The sequence below is a fragment of the Pseudomonas sp. S04 genome, assembly GCF_009834545.1.
In the GTDB taxonomy this organism is placed as follows: domain Bacteria; phylum Pseudomonadota; class Gammaproteobacteria; order Pseudomonadales; family Pseudomonadaceae; genus Aquipseudomonas.
This window is the reverse complement of the sequence record NZ_CP019427.1, coordinates 3,014,625-3,032,972: the sequence shown is the minus strand read 5'-3', so window position 1 is coordinate 3,032,972 and position 18,348 is coordinate 3,014,625. Positions and strand designations below refer to the sequence as shown.

Genomic DNA, 18,348 nt, shown 5'->3' with positions numbered 1-18,348 from the left:
CTTGCGAGACGGGGCTTTCTTATTTGGCGCTCAATCAGGCAGTGGCAGGCACTGCCGCTTGACCGCTCAACGCCAGGTCCAGCAGTTCACGGTTGGCTACCGCGTACATGGCGTAGTCGGTGCCGCTGGCGGCACGGATTTCCACCAGCATGGCACGCCAGCGGTCGATCATCCCTTCGTGTTGCTCCATCCACAGGGCCAGGCGTGTTTCCACGTCCAGGCTACCGTCGCCCTGCTGCAGGACGGAGATGGTGATCGCCCGCTGTTGCCAGTCGACATCATCACGGAAAGCTTCACGGGCCAGTGCCTGCCAGTTGTTTTCCACCGGCAGGGCGCTGATCTGTTGCAGGTACCAGGTGATGTCCAGTGCACTGCCCACGGCGAAGTAGGCCTTGGCCACGTCCGCTGCGTTCTGCCCGGTGACATCCGAGGCCTCGATGATCGGCAGCAGGGTGTACAGGTGGGTAGTGCCTGCAACCATGCGCGCCAGCAACTCCGGCACGCCAGCATCGACGTACGCGGTGTAGCGGGTCTGCCAGCCTTCGCGGGTCGGGCCTTCCAGCAGTTCGTCGAGCTTGAGGCCCAGGGCTGCCAGGTGCGGACCGAAATGCGCGACGTCACGCGCCGCGTTCTGCTCGTTGCGACGGGTACGCAGGAACCAGCGTGTGGCACGACGGCCCAGGCGCATCAGTTCATCCATCAGTTCCAGTTGCACGTCGGCGCTGACTTGGTAGTCCAGCGCTTCAATCTGGCGGAACCAGTGCGGGAGGTGGAAAATGTCGCGCACGATCACATAGGCGCCGGCCACGTTCGCCGGGCTCATGCCGGTCGACTCTTTGAGTCGCTGCACGAAGGTGATGCCCATGTGGTTGACCAGGTCGTTGGCGATCTGGGTGCTGACAATTTCGCGCTTCAGACGGTGACGACGCATGGCTTCGGAGAACTTGCTCACCAGGGTCGGCGGGAAAGCGGTTTCCATGTCGCGGGTCAGGTAGTCGTCATCCGGCACCAGGGAGCCCAACAGCTGCTCCTTGAGGTCGATCTTGCTGTAGGAGATCAGCACCGACAGCTCGGCACGGGTCAGGCCATGGCCTGCCGCAACGCGCTCGTTGATGGCGTCTTCCGACGGCAGGAACTCGATGGCGCGATCCAGCTTGCCACGGCCTTCCAGATCGTTCATCAGGCGCTTGTATTCGGCAATCCGCGGCAAGGCGCGACGGGCTGCCAGGGACAGGGCCTGGGTCTGCTTGTAGTTGTTGCCCAACACCAGGCCACCGACTTCGTCGGTCATGCTCGCCAGCAACTGGTTGCGTTGCTTGTCGGTCATGTCGCCGGCCTGCACCACTTCGTTGAGCAGGATCTTGATGTTCACTTCGTGGTCGGAGCAGTCCACGCCACCGGCGTTGTCGATGAAGTCGGTGTTGGAGCCGCCGCCATTGAGGCCGAACTCGACACGACCCAGTTGGGTCATGCCCAGGTTACCGCCCTCGCCCACGACCTTGCAGCGCAGTTCGTTACCGTTGACCCGCAGTGCATCGTTGGCCTTGTCGCCGACATCGGCGTGGCTTTCGCTGCTGGCCTTGACGTAAGTCCCGATGCCGCCGTTCCACAACAGATCCACCGGTGCCTTGAGCAAGGCATTGAGCAGTTCGGTCGGGGTCAGCTTGTCGGCTTGAATGTCGAAGCGCTCTTTCATCTGCGGGGAAATCGCGATGCTTTTTGCGCTACGGGAGAAGATCCCGCCGCCTTCGGACATGATGCTGGTGTCGTAGTCCGACCAGGCCGAACGCGGCAGGTCGAACAGACGCTGACGTTCAGCGAAGCTGTTGGCAGGCGTAGGGTTCGGGTCGATGAAGATGTGCAGGTGGTTGAACGCCGCCACCAGTTGCAGGGTCTCGGACATCAACAGGCCGTTACCGAACACGTCGCCGGCCATGTCGCCGACACCGACCACGGTGATGCTGTCTTTCTGTACATTGATGCCGCGCTCGCGGAAGTGACGCTGCACGCCAACCCACGCGCCCTTGGCGGTAATCCCCATTTTCTTGTGGTCGTAACCGGCGGAGCCGCCGGAAGCGAACGCATCACCCAGCCAGAAGCCGTAGTCGATGGCGATACCGTTGGCGATGTCGGAGAAGGTCGCAGTGCCCTTGTCCGCAGCCACCACCAGGTACGGGTCATCGTCGTCATGACGCACGACGTTGGCCGGCGGCACCAGGGCGCCGTCCTTCAGGTTGTCGGTGATGTCCAACAGGCCCGAAATGAAGATGCGGTAGCAGGCGATGCCCTCGGCCGCAATTTCGTCACGGCTGCCACCCAGTGGCAGGCGACGCGGCAGGAAGCCGCCCTTGGCGCCGACGGGCACGATGACCGAGTTCTTCACTTGCTGGGCTTTTACCAGGCCCAGGACTTCGGTGCGGAAGTCTTCTTCACGGTCCGACCAGCGCAGGCCGCCACGCGCCACAGTACCGAAGCGCAGGTGCACGCCTTCGACGCGCGGCGAGTACACGAAGATTTCGAACTTCGGTACCGGCTTTGGCAGCTCTGGAATCTGGTGCGGGTTGAACTTGAAGCTGAAGTACGACTTGTTATGGCCGTTGGCGTCAGTCTGGTAGAAGTTGGTACGCAGGGTGGCCTTGATCAGGTCCAGGTAGCGCCGCAGGATACGGTCTTCGTTGAGCACCTGGACGTCGTCCAGGGCGCTGAGGATCGCGTGTTCCAGGCGTTGCTGCTTGTCTTCCAGATCGTCGCCCGAGAGCTTGCGCGCCAGGTAGAAACGGGTCTTGAACAACCGGGTCAGCTCACGAGCGATGTCGGTGTGGTTGTTCAGGGTGCTGGCGATGTAACCCAGGTCGAAGCCCAGGCGGATCTGCTTCATGTAACGCGCATAGGCACGCAGCAGCGCCACGTCGCGCCACGGCAGGCCGGCCGTCAGCACCAGGCGGTTGAAGGCATCGTTCTCGGCATCGCCACGCACGATGTGCACGAACGCGTCCTGCAACGTGTCGTTGAGCTGCTGGATGTCCAGTTCCAGGCCTTCGGCAGCGGTGAAGGCGAAGTCGTGGATCCAGAACTCGCGACCACCGTTGTGGCGCAGGCGGTACGGGAACTCACCCAGCACGCGCAGGCCGAGGTTTTCCAGGATCGGCAGGACGTCGGACAGGGCCAGCGGGGTGTCGGCGTGATACAGCTTGCAGTGCAGCTCGCGCTGGCCGGAGACCTGGCCCAGCGGCTGGTAGAAGCTCATCACCAGCGGATTTTTTTCGTTCAGGCTGAGCAGGTGCTGCATGTCGACCACGGCCGAGTGCGCGGCAAAACGCTCACGGTAGCCGGCCGGGAAGCCTTTCGGGAAGTCGGCCAGCACGTTGGTGCCGTGAGCTTCGCCGAAGCTTTCGACGACCAGGCTGGCGTAGTCGTCCTGCCAGCTGCGGCAGGCCTGCACCACTTCTTTTTCCAGCAGCAGCGGGTCGATGTCCAGGCGGTTCTTCGGGTCAACCCGCAGAATCAGTTGCACACGGGCCAGCACGGACTCGGAGAAGAAGGTCCAGAACTCGCAATCGCTGGCTTTCAGGCGATCCATCAGCACTTGCTGGATCTTCTGCCGCACTTCAGTGGAGTAGATGTCGCGCGGCACGTAGGCCAGGCAGTAGCAGAAACGACCGTAAGGGTCTTTGCGCAGGAATACGCGGATCTTGTTGCGTTCCTGGATCTGCACGATCGACATCACGGTGCTGAACAGCTCGTCCACCGGGGTCTGGAACAGGTCGTCGCGAGGCAGTACTTCCAGCACCTGGGCCAGTTCCTTGCCCAGGTGGGCCTTGGCCTGGAAGCCAGAGCGCTGCTCGATGATCTCGACCTTGCGGCGGATGTAAGGGATCACCCGTACGCTTTCGCCATACACCGAGGAGGTGTACAGGCCCATGAAGCGGCATTCCTTGATGACGTTGCCATCGGCATCGATCTGGCGGATCGACACGTAGTCAGGGTACGCAGGACGGTGCACCCGGCTTGGGTGGGCGGCCTTGGCGAACGACAGCGGGGTCGCTTCGCGGAGGTAGTTCACGGCGTAGTCTTCGATGCGCAGGTCTTCGGCGGTGAGGCCGGCGCGCAGCAGCTTGGTCAGACCGAGGAAGGAGTCCTGGTCATATTCGATGTGACCGCCGTCCTGGTCTTCGCGAACCACGAACTCTTCGTAGCCGAGGAAGGTGAAGTGGTTGCCCACCAGCCATTCGAGGAAGCTCTTGATCTCGCCCTTCTCGTCAGCGGCGATGGTGAACTGGCTGGTGTCGACGCCGTCGATCAGCTCCTGGACCTTGGCTTTCATCGGCTCGAAATCGGCGACCGCCACGCGGACCTCGCCGAGCACCTGCTCCAATTCCTTGCTCAGGACATTGAGCTCGGCGGCGTTGGCGCAACGGTCGATTTCCAGGTACATCAGCGATTCTTGCTGGATGCCTTCGCCCTGGGTGCCTTTGGGCAGGATTTCCAGCAACTCGCCCTTGGCCCCGCGACGCACGCTCAGCACGGTGGTCTGCAGGGTATGGATGCTGTAGCCGCGACGGTTCAGCTCGGTACGCACCGAGTCCACCAGGAATGGCAGGTCGTGGTGCAGCACTTCGACCGCGGTGTGGGTCGACTGCCAGCCATGGCGTTCGTAATCTGGGTTGTAGACGCGCACTTGCGGCTGCGCGTGATCAAAGCGCTCAAGCAGGCGCCAGGCGGAAAGTGTGCAGCCGGCGAGGTCGGACAACCGGCGCTGGGTCAGTTCATCAAGAGAAATAATGCCGAAGAATTGTTCAGCGAACAGCGCCACTTGTGGCAGTGCCTGTTCACTGATGTGCTGCGCCAGTGCCGCTTGCAGTTGGTGCTGGAAGTCGGCTTTGCTGGCTGCGGTGAAGAACGCCATCTGTGGTACTCCGCTTGGGCTTGTTATTGATGGAAGCGTCGCGTGCAAAACCCCTGTTCGGGGCAACCTGTCACCCGGTTCCTGATTCTCGGGCAGAGGAAACAGGGCGACAGGTGGGTGAAGCTGGACGAGACACTCAGGTCACATTCACCTTCCAAGGATGGGCATCTGCAAAAACGACTGCCGGGCAACCCGGCAATGTCTTTACAGGTGTCCATCCGTTGCGCAGCTTAACGAGTGCGGCAAGGCCCGTGCTTGCGATGCTGCGACATATTCGGTCATCGGTACGCAGCCCCGCGGCGGGGCCTCGAACAACACTAGCAGGCGTGGCGGAAAATGGCGGTTTTATCCCAGGAATTACGGGGTTTGCGTATTGGAAATGACTGGATCTTGAGATTTGTTCACGGCAGGTTTCCTGACATTTGAGTCAGGGCGGCGATCAATCTTGCACCTCATAAACCGCCTGAAACCGGCTGACCGTCGCGCAGTCATAGCAGGTGGTCTGCAGAATCACCTTGTCCATCCAGACATCGATGTTGCAGGAGTCACACTCGCGGCAGAACAGTTGTGCGGATGGTTGCCCTGCTTCGTAGCCGGTTTGGCTGGCAAAAAATCGCGGGAGCAATTGTTCGCGCCAGTACACACCGGGGGACGTGGCAAAACCGGCGCCGCTGTCCTTGAGGACCACGTCGTAAAACAAGCGATGCAGTGCCGATTTGGCTACGCGCGAATCACGATAGGAGGGTCGCCGCCAGCCTTCGGCCAGGGCATGTTGGGCGGTGCCCAGCATATAGCCGGGAATGGTATTGGCGGCGTGGGTGCGGCCTTTGGAGTTGCCCGTGGCAAAAAAGTGCGCGGCATTTTTGACTGCCAGTTTGGCGAAGTAGTAAATCTCGCTCACGGAGAAGTCCTGCAAGAGCTGACCTATTACCGCTTCACCACGACTGGCGGCGGAAAACACCAGGTCAACTTCCTCGGCCAACACCCGGATATAACTTAACGACTCTTCTCGGGCCAGACTGAACATCAGGCTATACAACTCACTCTTCCATGCGATTGGAATAAAACCGGACAACTCCTGGTACAGCGCTCCATACAGTTCGTCACACGGGCAACGCACACCGGTTTCAAGGGCGACATTGGGCAACCAGCGCACTGCACAGAACCGCCGGATCTGGTAGCCGGCCATAGGATCGAATGCCTGGATGTCCGAGTCGGCGTCTACTCGCAGCACACCTGTCTGATAAAGGTTTTTCAACAACTCTTCAGCGGTCGCTGCACTAGGGGCCAGGCTCTCGTTGCGGTTCGCCCCTTCCAGCGGAGCGATGCTGTCGTTGCCTGGCTTGAGTCCTTCGAGCAACGCCAGCAGGGTGAGTTTCTGCATGAAGCCCAGGCTGGCATAGGCCAGCGGTGCAACGCCCGGCGTATAACGGATGAGCAATTCCTCGCGGTTGCGCGCAGCCTCGGTGGCGATCTCCTGCTGCCGGACTTCGTAGCAAGCAGTACAGGTGCAATGGCTATGACGCCGGTACTGGCCAGCCGGGACTAGACGGTGTTCACAACTGACACACTTGAACGCTGGCCTGAGAGACGCCGGGGTGCCCTTGGCGTATCTCTTCGCCCACATTGGCAGGTCGCAGTAGGGGCACTTCAGTTGTTTATCGAGCAGCGGCGGCAATACCGTCAGTAAACTTCTGACCGCCACCGGGATTCTGTACTCGGCAATCAGCTCGCTGGTTTTCTCTCCGGCCAGATATCGTTGGTAAAGCTGCTCTATTTCCTCTTCGGACAGATGCTTTACCTCGCCCAACAACTCGAAATACGGTTTCATTCAAAGCTTTCCCCTTCAATCAATTTACCCTGCACTCCCTTGCTCTGAAGGCACAAACGTAAGGGACATAGCGTGCTGCAAACAAGCAATAACTGCGCAACTTGTTATTATTCCTACGCCCTCCTTTACCCCTACAACAACAGCGGAAAGTTCAATCACACAATAGATATTTAACTTAAGGAAAACGCCTACAGGCTGCACTTGGGCGACCCAGCCAGCGTCGGACTTCAAGCATCACCAACACAAAACTAGCGAAGCAAAAAATGCCCGGTACTGGCAAAATCACCCTTTGCCTGCCAACACCGCGCCCCGCGCCAGGACTGCTCACATGCAACTGACCACCGCCCACCTGATCGCCAACCCGTGCGATGACGAAGAAGACAACCTGGCCATGCTGTGCTGCCACAGCGATCAGGGCGACATGTTCCTGATGACCCGCTACCCGGACGAAGACGAGCTGGAAATCACCCTCGATGGCGAGCCCTCGACCCTGGACGGCGTCAAAGTCACCCTCAGCCCTACCCGCCTGCTGATCGAAATCGCCGCGGCCGACGCCGATGCCCTGAACGGTGACGATCACCTGGAAATCCTCCACAGCACCGCCGCATCTGACCTGGCCGAAGTTGAAGAAACCCTGCAGAACATCCTCAAGGGCACCGGCACCTACTTGAGCGAGCTCTAATGGCCAGCTGATTTCTTGACAAGAAATCAGCGCACGGGCATTGTCTGACAACCTGACCTGCGAGCCACACTCCTCATGCTTCAGCTACAGCGCCCCGACTCTCTGGTTGAACGAGTGGTCAATGCGATCCGCGAAGAAATCGAATCCGGTCGCCTGACCGCCGAATCGCGCCTGCCGACCGAACAGCAACTGACCGAACAACTGAATGTCAGTCGCTCGGTGGTGCGTGAGGCCGTGGCCCAGCTCAAGGCCGATGGCATCCTGATCAGTCGCCGCGGGCTGGGCTCGTACATTTCCCAGAACCCCAACGGCACAGTGTTCCGTTTTCCTAGCCAGAAAGGCCGCAAGCCCGACCTGGTGCAACTGTTCGAAATGCGCCTGTGGACCGAAACCCAGGCCGCCTCCATCGCCGCCCAGCGCCGCGACGACGCAGACCTGTTGCGCATGCGCAGCGCCTTGGAGGAAATGCACGACAAGCGCAGCGACTTTGCTGCAGCGGCCCTGGCCGACGTCGAGTTCCACCGGGCTATCGCCGATGCCAGCAAGAACGACTACTTCGTGGCCTTCCACGATTTCCTGCGTGGCCAACTGGCCGAAGCCCGACGCAGGGCGTGGGAAAACTCTGCAGCACACTCGGTAGGCGGCTCGGCCGATGCCGGACGCGAACACCAAGCCCTATACGAAGCCATCGCCGCTGGCGACCGCACCCAGGCGGCCGCCTGTGCCGAAGCGCACCTGCGCGCAGCGGCCAAGCGCCTGAAGATCGACCTGCCCAGCATCGACTGAATACCGGCAACACCGAGGACGCCACGACTGGCGTCTTTTTTACCGAATACTTTGTCTGACAACCTGATAAGCAGACTCTCTGCCAGCAATCCAAGGTGACACCTGCATGATTTATGACTATTGCATCATCGGCGGCGGCATCGTCGGCCTCGCCACCGCCATGGCGCTGCTCGAACGCCAGCCCGGCGCCTCGTTGCTGATCCTGGAAAAGGAAGCGGTGCTGGCGCAACACCAGACCGGGCACAACAGTGGCGTGATCCACGCCGGCATCTACTACGCCCCCGGCAGCCTCAAGGCCGACCTGTGCAAGCGTGGCGCCGAGGCGACCAAGGCGTTCTGCATCGAGCACCAGATCAAGTTCGACGTCTGCGGCAAGTTGTTGGTGGCCTCGACGCCGCTGGAAGTCAGCCGCATGCATGCCCTGTATGAGCGCTCGAAACAGAACGGCCTGAAAGTCGAGCAACTGGATGCGGCCGAACTGCGCCGCCGCGAGCCAAACATCGTCGGCCTGGGCGGACTGTTTCTCGATGCCACCGGGATTGTCGACTACCGCCAGGTATGCCAGGCCATGGCTCGGGTCATCGAGGCCGCAGGCGGCGAAATCCGCCTGCAGACCAGCGTTACCGCGATTAGCGAAAGCGCCGACAGCGTCACCGTCAGCAGCCTCGACCAGGTCTGGCAGGCCCGGCAACTGGTGGCGTGCGCCGGCTTGCAATCCGACCGCCTGGCAAAGCTGGCCGGGGTCAAGATTGACCATCAGATCATTCCGTTCCGTGGCGAGTACTACCGCCTGCCAGCGTCCAGGAATGAGATCGTCAACCACCTGATCTACCCGATTCCCGACCCGGAGCTGCCGTTCCTCGGCGTGCACCTGACGCGGATGATCGATGGCAGTGTCACGGTCGGCCCCAACGCCGTACTGGGCCTGGGCCGGGAGAACTATCGCAAGTTCTCGATCAACTGGCGCGACGTCGCCGAGTACGCGAGCTTTCCGGGCTTCTGGAAAACCATCTGGAACAACCTCGGCTCCGGCACCACGGAAATGAAGAACTCGTTGTTCAAGCGCGGCTACCTGGAACAGTGCCGCAAATACTGCCCGTCGCTGGAAGTCGACGACTTGCTGCCCTATGAAGCCGGGATCCGCGCCCAGGCGGTCATGCGCGACGGCACCCTGGTGCATGACTTCCTGTTCGCCGAGACGCCGCGCATGGTCCACGTGTGCAACGCCCCTTCGCCGGCCGCGACCTCGGCCATTCCCATCGGCCAGATGATCGCAGAGAAAATCCTCAAGAATCGCTGAACCCCGCTGCACGGGTGGCTTCACCCACTAAAAAATAACTACAAAGACCCACAAGGAAATCACCGATGTCGGTACATCAAGCGGCCCCGACCGCCCCGGAAACTCCGCTGCAAAAGCAAAAACGCCTGCGCAAGGTGGCTGCCGCGACAATCTTCGGCTCGATGCTGGAGTGGTACGACTTCTACCTGTACGCCACCATGGCGGCGATCGTCTTCTCGAAAATCTTCTTTGATCCGAGCAACCCCGCAGTCGCCTCGCTGCTGGCCTTCTCGACCTTTGCCATTGGCTTTATCGCCCGTCCGTTCGGCGGCATTCTGTTTGGCTACCTGGGCGACCGTTTCGGCCGCAAGCAAGTACTGGTCATCACCTTCTGCATGATGGGCGTGTGCACCACCCTGATCGGGCTGATTCCCAGCTATGCCGCGATTGGCATCTGGGCGCCGATCATCCTGGTGCTGGTGCGGATCATCCAGGGCCTGGGCGCGGGTGCCGAACTGTCTGGCGCCGCGGTCACTTCCTACGAACACGCCAGCGAAGGCAAGCGCGGCAGCCAAGGCGCCTGGCCGGCCCTGGGCCTGAACCTGGGCTTGCTCCTGTCGTCGCTGACCGTCTACGTGCTGACCATGAATGGCAACGAATTCCTGCTGTCCGGCGGCTGGCGCATTCCGTTCATCTGCAGCATCGTCCTGGTGGGTGTAGGCCTGTGGGTGCGTCGCAGCATTCCGGAAACCCCGCAGTTCAAGGAACTCGACGCCACCGTTGCCAAGGAACAGGTTTCGCCGCTCAAGTTGCTGTTCAGAAATGACATGAAGGGCCTGGTGGTGGTGCTGTTCGTAGCGATTGGCTACAACGCCCTGAGCTACATCTTCAAGACTTTCTCCCTGGCTTACCTGACCCAGTTCAAGGGTGTCGAAGCCCACGTCACCTCGTTGTCGGTGACCATTGCCAGCCTGGTGGCGATCGTTGCCGTGCCGTGCTTCGGCTGGCTCTGCGACAAGTGGAGCAGCAAAAAAGTGCTGATGCTCGGCGGTGTGCTCTCGGCGCTGTTCGCCTATCCGTTCCTGACCCTGCTCAACACTGGCGAGCCGCTGATGATCTACCTGGCCATTGCTATCGGCACCGGGATCCTCGCGCCCATGATGTTCGCGCCCCAGGGCTCGTTCCTCAGCCGGCAGTTCCCGACCCAGACTCGTTCTTCGGGGTTTGGCACCGGCCGTGAAATCGGTACCGCGATCGCCGGTGGCCTGGCGCCTTTGGGTGGGCTGGCGTTGGTGGCTAACTCGGCGACCCACTCTACCGATGGCGTGGCGGTGATTTTGCTGATTTCCGGGGTACTGGTGGTGGTGTTTGCGCTGTTTGACCAGGGGCGTAAGCATTCCAGCTTCAAGAACTGATTACGGGTTGGGGTCGCGCGTATGGGGGTATATCCGCTTCTGCGGTGAGGGCTGATCAGGCCAGCTCCCATAGGCTTGGTGGGTGTATGCAACATCCTCAGCCCCCAACACCATTGTAGGAGCGGGCGCCCGCTCCTACAGGGGGTGGAGTCGGTCACGCATTTTGTGTTGTGAGCACATCCATTGTAGGAGCGAGCTTGCTCGCGATGATCTCGAGAGCGCCGGGTTCATCCTGGATGCCTGCGTTCTCGTTGACGACCATCGCGAGCAAGCCGCAAGCGGGCGCCCGCTCCTACAATGGATGTGCCCACTGGAAAAACCTGGCCGCCGTGCTTTTGATCTTGATGCACAGCCCGAACGTCAGGGGCAAGAACGCTAGGTTACTTGCGCCCACCTACTTATTTGCAGATTTTTCCCCGGTGCCGTTAGTCGCCAGGGGCCCGGATAGATTAAAGTAGCAGCCCCCGCCCGGGCGCTCTTGATGCTGTGTACCCCGGGCCTCTTCCAGGAACACTCGACGATGGAACACCGTGAAGCGCTGCTGGCGCTGCGAACCTTTCTTTCCACGCAGATTCTCGGCCAGGAAAAACTCATCGAGCGTTTGCTCATCGCCTTGCTCGCCGACGGCCATATGCTGGTCGAGGGCGCACCGGGCCTGGCCAAGACCAAGGCCATCAAAGAGCTAGCCGAAGGAATCGAAGCCCAGTTCCATCGCATCCAGTTCACCCCCGACCTGTTGCCCGCCGACATCACTGGCACCGAAATCTATCGCCCGGAAACCGGCAGCTTCGTGTTCCAGCAAGGGCCGATCTTCCACAACCTGGTGCTGGCCGACGAAATCAATCGGGCTCCAGCCAAGGTGCAGTCGGCGCTGTTGGAGGCCATGGCTGAGCGCCAGGTCAGTGTCGGGCGCAGCACTTACGAGCTGTCACCGCTGTTCCTGGTGATGGCCACGCAGAACCCGATCGAGCAGGAAGGTACCTACCCGCTGCCCGAAGCCCAGCTCGACCGCTTCCTGATGCACGTAAAAATCGGCTTCCCGGACGCCGCCGTCGAGCGACGGATCCTGCAACAGGCACGCGGTGAAGCGCTCAATGGCGAAACCAAACCCGAACGTCGAGTCAGCCAGCAAGCGATTTTTGCCGCGCGCAAGGAAATCCTCGGCTTGTACATGGCCGACGCCGTGGAGGAGTACCTGGTCCAACTGGTGATGGCCACCCGCACACCGGGCAAGTTCGACCCGGAAATGGCCGAATGGATTGCCTACGGCGCCAGCCCGCGGGGCTCAATTGCCCTCGACCGCTGCGCCCGGGCCCACGCCTGGCTGGCCGGTCGCGACTTCGTCAGCCCCGAGGACATCCAGGCGGTACTGTTCGACGTGTTGCGCCACCGCATCATTCTGTCCTTCGAAGCCGAAGCCGCCGGTATCGACCAGGACCGCGTGGTCCAGCGGATTCTCGACGTCGTAGCCGTCGCTTGACCCCGATGAGCACCCCCGCAGCGCCCGAGCCGGGCATCCGTGTCAGCCTCTCGGAGCTGATCGAGATGCGCCATCGCGTGCGCGAAGTCCAGCTGTTTTCCACGCCAAGCCAGCGCAGCCCGCTGATCGGCCTGCACCACTCCAAGCTACGCGGGCGTGGCGTCGACTTCGACCAGGTGCGGGTCTACCAGGCTGGCGACGACGTGCGCACCATCGACTGGCGCGTCACCGCACGCACCCAGGAACCCCACACCAAGCTGTTTCACGAAGAACGCGAACGCCCGATCTTCATCATGGTCGAGCAAAGCCGCCGCTTGTTCTTCGGTTCCGGGCTGATGTTCAAGTCAGTCCTCGCCGCCCAGGCCGCGAGCCTGATCGGCTGGGCCGCGCTCGGCCACAACGACCGGGTGGGCGGACTGGTCTATGGCGACAACGAACACTACGAGATCAAGCCACGACGCAGCAAACAGAGCCTGCTGCAATTGCTCAACCGCCTGGTGCGAGTCAATCAGAGCCTGAGCACCGAAGGTGAACCGCCCAGCGACGACCTCGGCATGGCCCTGCGTCGCGCCCGGGAAGTGTTGCGCCCCGGCAGTCTGGTGATCGTGATCTGCGACGAGCGCGCCCTGACCGAGGGCGCCGAGCAGCAGCTGAGCCTGCTGTCACGCCACTGCGACCTGTTGCTGCTGCCGCTGTCCGACCCCTTGGACCACGCCCTCCCCGCCGCCGGCCTGTTGCGCTTTGCCGAGCGCGGCGCGCAACTGGAGCTCGACACCCTGAACGTCGAACTGCGCCAGAGCTATCGCGCCCAGGCCGAAGCGCGGATCGCCCGCTGGGAGTTGCTGGCGCAAAAACTGCGGGTGCTGCTGATGCCCCTGAGCACCCAGAGCGAAATGGTCGAGCAACTGCGCGAATACCTCAACCCGCAACGCCCGGGGAAAAGCCAATGAGCAGCCTCGAGCAACTGCAGCCGCTGATGACTCCGCCGCCGATCCCGTTCTGGCCACCTGCCCCGGGCTGGTGGCTGCTGCTCCTGCTGTTGCCAGCGCTCGGCTTTGGCCTGTGGCAGTTGCGCCGGTTGCTGCCGGTCAAGCGCAACCTGGTGCGCGCCGACCAACCTCTGGACCCACTGCGGGTCGCGGCGCTGGCCGAGCTGGCGCAGATGCCCAAGCCCTACGACGGCGCACCGGCCGGGGCCTGGCTGCAACAACTCAACGGGTTGCTCAAGCGCCTGTGCCGCAACGACTATCCCTACAGCCAGAGCCACACCCTCAACGGCCGCAAATGGCTGGCGTTCCTCGATAACCGTTGCCCCGCTGCCGGCCTCACCCGCTGGATGATCCTGGTCGAAGGCGCCTACAAGCCGGAATGCAAACTCGATGACAAGGCCATCGCCGGCCTGACCCAGGCCATCGACACCTGGATCCGCAAACATGTTTGAGTTCGCCTGGCCGTGGATTTTCGCCTTGCTGCCGCTGCCGTGGCTGATGCGCGTGCTGCTGCCGGTGGCCGACAGCGGCGAGCCGGCGCTCAAGGTCAGCTTCCTCAGCGACCTTGAAGGCCTGGCGCGCCGTCGCGCCCGAGCCAACCTGCCGGCCTGGCGCCAGCAGGCACCGTTCATACTCCTGTGGTTGCTGCTGCTGGTAGCCGCTGCCCGCCCGCAATGGCTGGGTGAGCCGTTGCCAATCGCCGCCAGTGGCCGCGATTTGCTGGTGGCCGTCGATGTGTCCGGCTCGATGGACTTTCCCGACATGCAGTGGCAAGGCGAAGACGTCAGCCGCCTGGAATTGGTCCAACACCTGCTGGGCGACTTTCTCGAGCAGCGCGATGGTGACCGGGTCGGCCTGATCCTGTTCGGCAGCCAGGCCTACCTGCAGGCCCCGCTGACGTTCGACCGCCGCACCGTGCGGGTCTGGCTCGACGAGGCGCGGATCGGCATCGCCGGCAAGAACACCGCCATTGGCGACGCCATCGGCCTGGCCCTCAAGCGCCTGCGCCAGCGTCCGGCGCAAAGCCGGGTGCTGATCCTGGTCACCGACGGCGCCAACAATGGCGGCGAAATCGATCCCCTGACAGCCGCGCGCCTGGCAGCCGAAGAAGGCGTGAAGATCTACCCTATCGGCATCGGCGCCGACCCGGAACAAACCGGGACCCTGGGCCTGCTCGGCCTCAACCCGAGCCTGGACCTTGACGAGCCGGCGCTCAAGGCAATTGCCGAGGCCACCGGCGGGCGCTACTTCCGCGCCCGCGACGGTGCCGAGCTGGAGGCGATCAAGCAGACCCTCGACGAACTGGAACCGGTGATCCAGCAACCCACCCAGGCCCGCCCCGCCCAGGCGTTGTACAGCTGGCCATTGGCGGCGGCGTTGCTGATGAGCATGCTGCTGGCGATTCGCGAACGCTGGCCGCACAACCCACTGCAACGCCTGTTCAACTCGTCGCACTTTCTGCAACAGCACCCGGACTGGCGCCAACGGCTCAAACGCCTGCGTCTGCGGAGGCGTCGATGATCGCCCTCTGGCCCCATTGGTTCCGTCCCTGGTGGTTACTGCTGCTGCCGCTGCTGGGCTGGTTGCTGTGGCAACTCTGGCACCGGCAAAAACGTGCCGGGCGCTGGCAGATGATCCTGCCGCCGGCCTTTCACGCCGCACTGCTCAAGGGTGGCAGTGGCCGTGAGAGCAAGACCCCGTGGATCGTCCTCGGCCTGGCGTGGCTGCTGGCCGTGCTGGCGCTGCTCGGTCCGAGCTGGGACCGGGTCGAACAGTCCGCGCAAAAACCCGCCGACCCGCTGGTGGTATTGCTCGAACTGACCCCGCAAATGCTCGCCACCGACGTCACGCCGACGCGCCTCGAGCAAGCGCGGCGCAAACTACTCGACCTGCTGCAGAGCCGCAGCGATGCGCAAACCGCAATCGTCGTGTATTCCGGCAGCGCCCACACCCTCGTACCGCTTTCGGATGACCTGGCCACCAGCCGCAACCTGCTCGAAGCCCTCAAGCCCTCGATCATGCCGCAAGTCGGCCAGCGCGCCGACCTCGCCGTAGCCAAGGCACTGACCTTGCTGGAGCGTGGCGCCCTGGGCCAGGGACGAATCCTGTTGATCGGCTCGTCTCTAAGCGAACCGGAGCGCCAGGGTATTCGCCAGGCCCTGCGCGGGCAGGCCCCGCAGTGGTTGATGCTGGGCATCGGCACGCCCCAGGGTGCACCTGTCACCGCCGAGGATGGCAGCTTCCTCAAGGACGCCCAGGGCGCGATCCTGGTGCCACGCCTGGACAGCCCGAGTTTAAAAGCCTTTGCCAATGAGCTGGGCGGCCGCTATCGCCAGGCGCGGGTGGATGACAGTGACCTGCGCGGCCTGGGCCTGTTTGACGCACCCCACAGCCTGCGTGAAGACGGCCAGACCTTGCGCCTCGACACTTGGGCCGACCAGGGCTATTGGCTGTTACTGCCGCTGTTGCTGCTCGCCGCCTGCGCCGGGCGCAGGGGCTGGCTGTTGTGCCTGCCGCTGTTGTTCATGCTGCCGCAACCGAGCCAGGCCTTCGAGTTCAACGACCTGTGGTTGCGCCCTGATCAACAGGGCCTGCACCTGCTCCGCCAGAAGCAGCCGCTGGCCGCCGCCGAGCATTTCCAGGACCCGCAATGGCAAGGGGTGGCGCTGTACGAGGCCGGCCAGTATGCCGCGGCCGCCGAACGTTTCGCCCAGGGCAGCGACGCCCGAGCCCACTACAATCGCGGCAACGCCCTGGCCAAGAGCGGTGAACTGGAGGCTGCGCTGGATGCCTACGAGCAAGCCCTGGAGCAACAACCGGAATTGCGCCCGGCACAAACCAACAAAGCCCTGGTCGAGGCGCTGATCAAGCAGAACGCCACGCCGCCTGCCTCCGCGCCAGAACCGACCAGTGAGGAAACCCCGCCACCCGGTGCACAAACACCACCGCCGGGGACTGCGACACCGCCTTCCAGCAGCGCAGAACAACCCGCCGAGACCCCGAGCGAGCCAGCCGAACCCGTGGTGGAGAATCCACCCGAGCCGCAACCCGACCCCGACCACCCACCCCAGCCGGGTGATAATGAAGTGCCGGGCAGTGAACTGGGCGACGAGCGAACCACCACCCCACCGCTGAGCAGCGCCGATAACGACTTCAATGGCGAACACCGCGAAGCGCTGGAACAATGGCTGCGTAAAATCCCCGATGAACCGGGAGAACTGCTCAGACGCAAGTTCTGGTACGAACAGCAACAACATCAAGATCAGGGAAAAACTCGATGAACCGCTGCACCGCACTCTCACTCGGCCTGCTGTTCTGCACCCTGCAAACCCAGGCGGCGGGCCTGGTCGCCAGCGTCGACCGCAACCAACTGAGTTCCGGGGAAACGGTGGAGCTGACCCTGGAATCCAACGATGTCACGCTTTTCGGCAAACCCGACCTGAGTGCCCTGGAGGCGCAGTTCGAAGTACGCGGCACCCGTCAGGTCAACCAATTGACCAGCCTCAACGGCGAAAATCACGCCACCACCCGCTGGATCATCACCCTGCTGCCCAAGCTCACCGGCAGCGTGGTAATTGCGCCGTTGCAACTGGGGGAATTCACCAGCGAACCGATTGAGCTGACCGTGGTGCAAAGCCAGACCCAGGACACCCCGAGCAAACTGGCACCGGTGTTCGTCGAGGCCAGCCTGGATCAAGACAGCGTCTACGTGCAGGCCCAGGCCATCCTGACCCTGCGCATCTACCACTCGGTGTCGCTGTACGACGACAGCAATATCACGCCGCTGCAGATTCCCGATGCGCGCGTCGAACCGCTGGGCGAGTCGCGCACCTACGAAAAAGTCATCAATGACCTGCGCCATGGGGTGATTGAACAGCGCTATGCCATTTACCCGCAGCACAGCGGTGTCCTGAGCATCCCGCCGCAGATATTCAGCGCCACCCTGGTGGACGCCCAGCCGAGCCAGGACTCCGCGGCCCAGGGGCCGAAATCCGGCAAGTTGCTGCGCGTCAGCTCCGCCGAGACCACCCTGACCGTCAAGGTCAAGCCCGCCGAATATCCGCCGGACACCCCATGGCTACCGGCCCGAAGCCTGAGCCTGGGGGAACACTGGAACCCGGAACCGGACCGCAGCCAGGTCGGCGACTCGCTGACCCGCAGCCTGACGCTCAAGGCCGAAGGCTTGGCCAGTTCACAACTGCCGCCCTTGCCGGCGACTGACGTCAGCGGCCTGCGCCGCTACCCCGACCAACCGCAACTGAGCAATCAGCAGAGCGACCGTGGCCTGATCGGTAGCCGCGAGGACCGCGAAGCCCTGGTTCCCACCCGCAGTGGCAACATCGAGTTGCCGGGCGTCGAGGTGGTGTGGTGGAACACCGACGAAGACCGCCTGGAACGCAGCAGCCTGCCGGCGCGAACCCTGCACATCCAGAACAACCCAAGCTTGATGGTCGACACCCCGGCCGGCAACGCGCCGGCCCAGCCCACCGCCGACAGCGAAGCGCTGTGGTACTGGAAGCTCGCCACGCTGATCCTGTCCTGCACCACCCTGCTCGGCTTCGGCCTGTGGTGGCGCGCGCGCTGGCAACCGGCGATCCTGCGCGCCGCCCAGACCGGGCCGAGCCCACGCACCCTGCTCGATGACCTCAAGCGCGCCAGCCAGGCCAACGACCCCCAGGCCACCCGCCAGGCGCTGGACGCCTGGGCGCGCCAGCAACCGGAAACCCTGGCTGACATGGCGGCGCGCTTCGTACCGCTGTCCGACGCCCTCGACGGCCTCAACGGCGCGCTCTACAGCGAAACCGGACAGCACTGGCAAGGCGAAGACCTGTGGCGCGCGATCCGCGCCATCCCCACCGCCGAACGGGTCCAGGACCCGGTGGGCGACAGTGGCTTGCCGCCGCTTTATCCTAAGTAATTTCGATACCCTGCAGGGGCAAGGCTTGACGGTGATCACGTCCCAAAGAACGTTATCGCCAG

12 protein-coding genes are annotated in these 18,348 nt (G+C 62.8%); 10 read left to right on the top strand and 2 right to left on the bottom strand.

The window, feature by feature from the left end:
- Positions 1 to 34: 34 nt before the first annotated feature.
- Entirely contained in the window at positions 35 to 4,906 is a 4,872-nt protein-coding gene (locus PspS04_RS13465) for an NAD-glutamate dehydrogenase (RefSeq protein WP_159995821.1), read from the bottom strand.
- A gap of 439 nt (positions 4,907 to 5,345) precedes the next feature.
- A complete protein-coding gene (locus PspS04_RS13460) occupies positions 5,346 to 6,737 on the bottom strand; it encodes a hypothetical protein (RefSeq protein WP_159995819.1) in 1,392 nt (463 codons plus the stop codon).
- Positions 6,738 to 7,065: 328 nt separating this feature from the next.
- Here PspS04_RS13460 and PspS04_RS13455 point away from each other — a divergent pair, with 328 nt between their 5' ends.
- From PspS04_RS13455 to PspS04_RS13410, 10 genes are all read left to right on the top strand, one after another.
- Positions 7,066 to 7,419: a hypothetical protein gene (locus PspS04_RS13455; protein ID WP_095168797.1), complete on the top strand. Its 354-nt coding sequence runs from the start codon at positions 7,066 to 7,068 to the stop codon at positions 7,417 to 7,419.
- A 75-nt stretch (positions 7,420 to 7,494) separates the two neighbouring features.
- A complete protein-coding gene (locus tag PspS04_RS13450; protein WP_095168798.1) occupies positions 7,495 to 8,205 on the top strand; it encodes a FadR/GntR family transcriptional regulator in 711 nt (236 codons plus the stop codon).
- A gap of 106 nt (positions 8,206 to 8,311) precedes the next feature.
- Positions 8,312 to 9,505 (top strand): L-2-hydroxyglutarate oxidase, encoded by a 1,194-nt coding sequence (gene lhgO / locus PspS04_RS13445; RefSeq protein WP_095168799.1) that lies wholly within the window; start codon positions 8,312 to 8,314, stop codon positions 9,503 to 9,505.
- A 65-nt stretch (positions 9,506 to 9,570) separates the two neighbouring features.
- Positions 9,571 to 10,899 carry an MFS transporter gene (locus PspS04_RS13440; RefSeq protein ID WP_159995817.1) on the top strand — a complete coding sequence of 443 codons (1,329 nt, stop codon included), beginning with the start codon at positions 9,571 to 9,573 and terminating at the stop codon, positions 10,897 to 10,899.
- Positions 10,900 to 11,419: 520 nt separating this feature from the next.
- Positions 11,420 to 12,379 carry an AAA family ATPase gene (locus tag PspS04_RS13435; RefSeq protein ID WP_020800601.1) on the top strand — a complete coding sequence of 320 codons (960 nt, stop codon included), beginning with the start codon at positions 11,420 to 11,422 and terminating at the stop codon, positions 12,377 to 12,379.
- Positions 12,380 to 12,384: 5 nt separating this feature from the next.
- Positions 12,385 to 13,329: a DUF58 domain-containing protein gene (locus PspS04_RS13430; protein WP_095168801.1), complete on the top strand. Its 945-nt coding sequence runs from the start codon at positions 12,385 to 12,387 to the stop codon at positions 13,327 to 13,329.
- A complete protein-coding gene (locus tag PspS04_RS13425; RefSeq protein WP_095168802.1) occupies positions 13,326 to 13,820 on the top strand; it encodes a DUF4381 domain-containing protein in 495 nt (164 codons plus the stop codon). The genes PspS04_RS13430 and PspS04_RS13425 overlap by 4 nt, the downstream gene beginning before the upstream one ends.
- A complete protein-coding gene (locus PspS04_RS13420) occupies positions 13,813 to 14,889 on the top strand; it encodes a vWA domain-containing protein (protein ID WP_159995815.1) in 1,077 nt (358 codons plus the stop codon). The genes PspS04_RS13425 and PspS04_RS13420 overlap by 8 nt, the downstream gene beginning before the upstream one ends.
- Positions 14,886 to 16,649 (top strand): vWA domain-containing protein, encoded by a 1,764-nt coding sequence (locus PspS04_RS13415; RefSeq protein ID WP_159995813.1) that lies wholly within the window; start codon positions 14,886 to 14,888, stop codon positions 16,647 to 16,649. The genes PspS04_RS13420 and PspS04_RS13415 overlap by 4 nt, the downstream gene beginning before the upstream one ends.
- Complete coding sequence (locus tag PspS04_RS13410) at positions 16,646 to 18,286, top strand: BatD family protein (protein ID WP_159995811.1); 1,641 nt, start codon at positions 16,646 to 16,648, stop codon at positions 18,284 to 18,286. The genes PspS04_RS13415 and PspS04_RS13410 overlap by 4 nt, the downstream gene beginning before the upstream one ends.
- The last annotated feature ends 62 nt before the right edge of the window (positions 18,287 to 18,348 follow it).

What these genes read in the sequence shown, in the direction of transcription:
- PspS04_RS13465 (WP_159995821.1), bottom strand. Translation starts at nt 4,906, where the DNA reads ATGGCGTTCTTCACCGCAGCCAGCAAAGCCGACTTCCAGCACCAACTG.
- PspS04_RS13460 (WP_159995819.1), bottom strand. Translation starts at nt 6,737, where the DNA reads ATGAAACCGTATTTCGAGTTGTTGGGCGAGGTAAAGCATCTGTCCGAA.
- PspS04_RS13420 (WP_159995815.1), top strand. Translation starts at nt 13,813, where the DNA reads ATGTTTGAGTTCGCCTGGCCGTGGATTTTCGCCTTGCTGCCGCTGCCG.
- PspS04_RS13455 (WP_095168797.1), top strand. Translation starts at nt 7,066, where the DNA reads ATGCAACTGACCACCGCCCACCTGATCGCCAACCCGTGCGATGACGAA.
- PspS04_RS13435 (WP_020800601.1), top strand. Translation starts at nt 11,420, where the DNA reads ATGGAACACCGTGAAGCGCTGCTGGCGCTGCGAACCTTTCTTTCCACG.
- PspS04_RS13430 (WP_095168801.1), top strand. Translation starts at nt 12,385, where the DNA reads ATGAGCACCCCCGCAGCGCCCGAGCCGGGCATCCGTGTCAGCCTCTCG.
- PspS04_RS13410 (WP_159995811.1), top strand. Translation starts at nt 16,646, where the DNA reads ATGAACCGCTGCACCGCACTCTCACTCGGCCTGCTGTTCTGCACCCTG.
- PspS04_RS13415 (WP_159995813.1), top strand. Translation starts at nt 14,886, where the DNA reads ATGATCGCCCTCTGGCCCCATTGGTTCCGTCCCTGGTGGTTACTGCTG.
- PspS04_RS13425 (WP_095168802.1), top strand. Translation starts at nt 13,326, where the DNA reads ATGAGCAGCCTCGAGCAACTGCAGCCGCTGATGACTCCGCCGCCGATC.
- PspS04_RS13440 (WP_159995817.1), top strand. Translation starts at nt 9,571, where the DNA reads ATGTCGGTACATCAAGCGGCCCCGACCGCCCCGGAAACTCCGCTGCAA.
- PspS04_RS13450 (WP_095168798.1), top strand. Translation starts at nt 7,495, where the DNA reads ATGCTTCAGCTACAGCGCCCCGACTCTCTGGTTGAACGAGTGGTCAAT.
- lhgO (WP_095168799.1), top strand. Translation starts at nt 8,312, where the DNA reads ATGATTTATGACTATTGCATCATCGGCGGCGGCATCGTCGGCCTCGCC.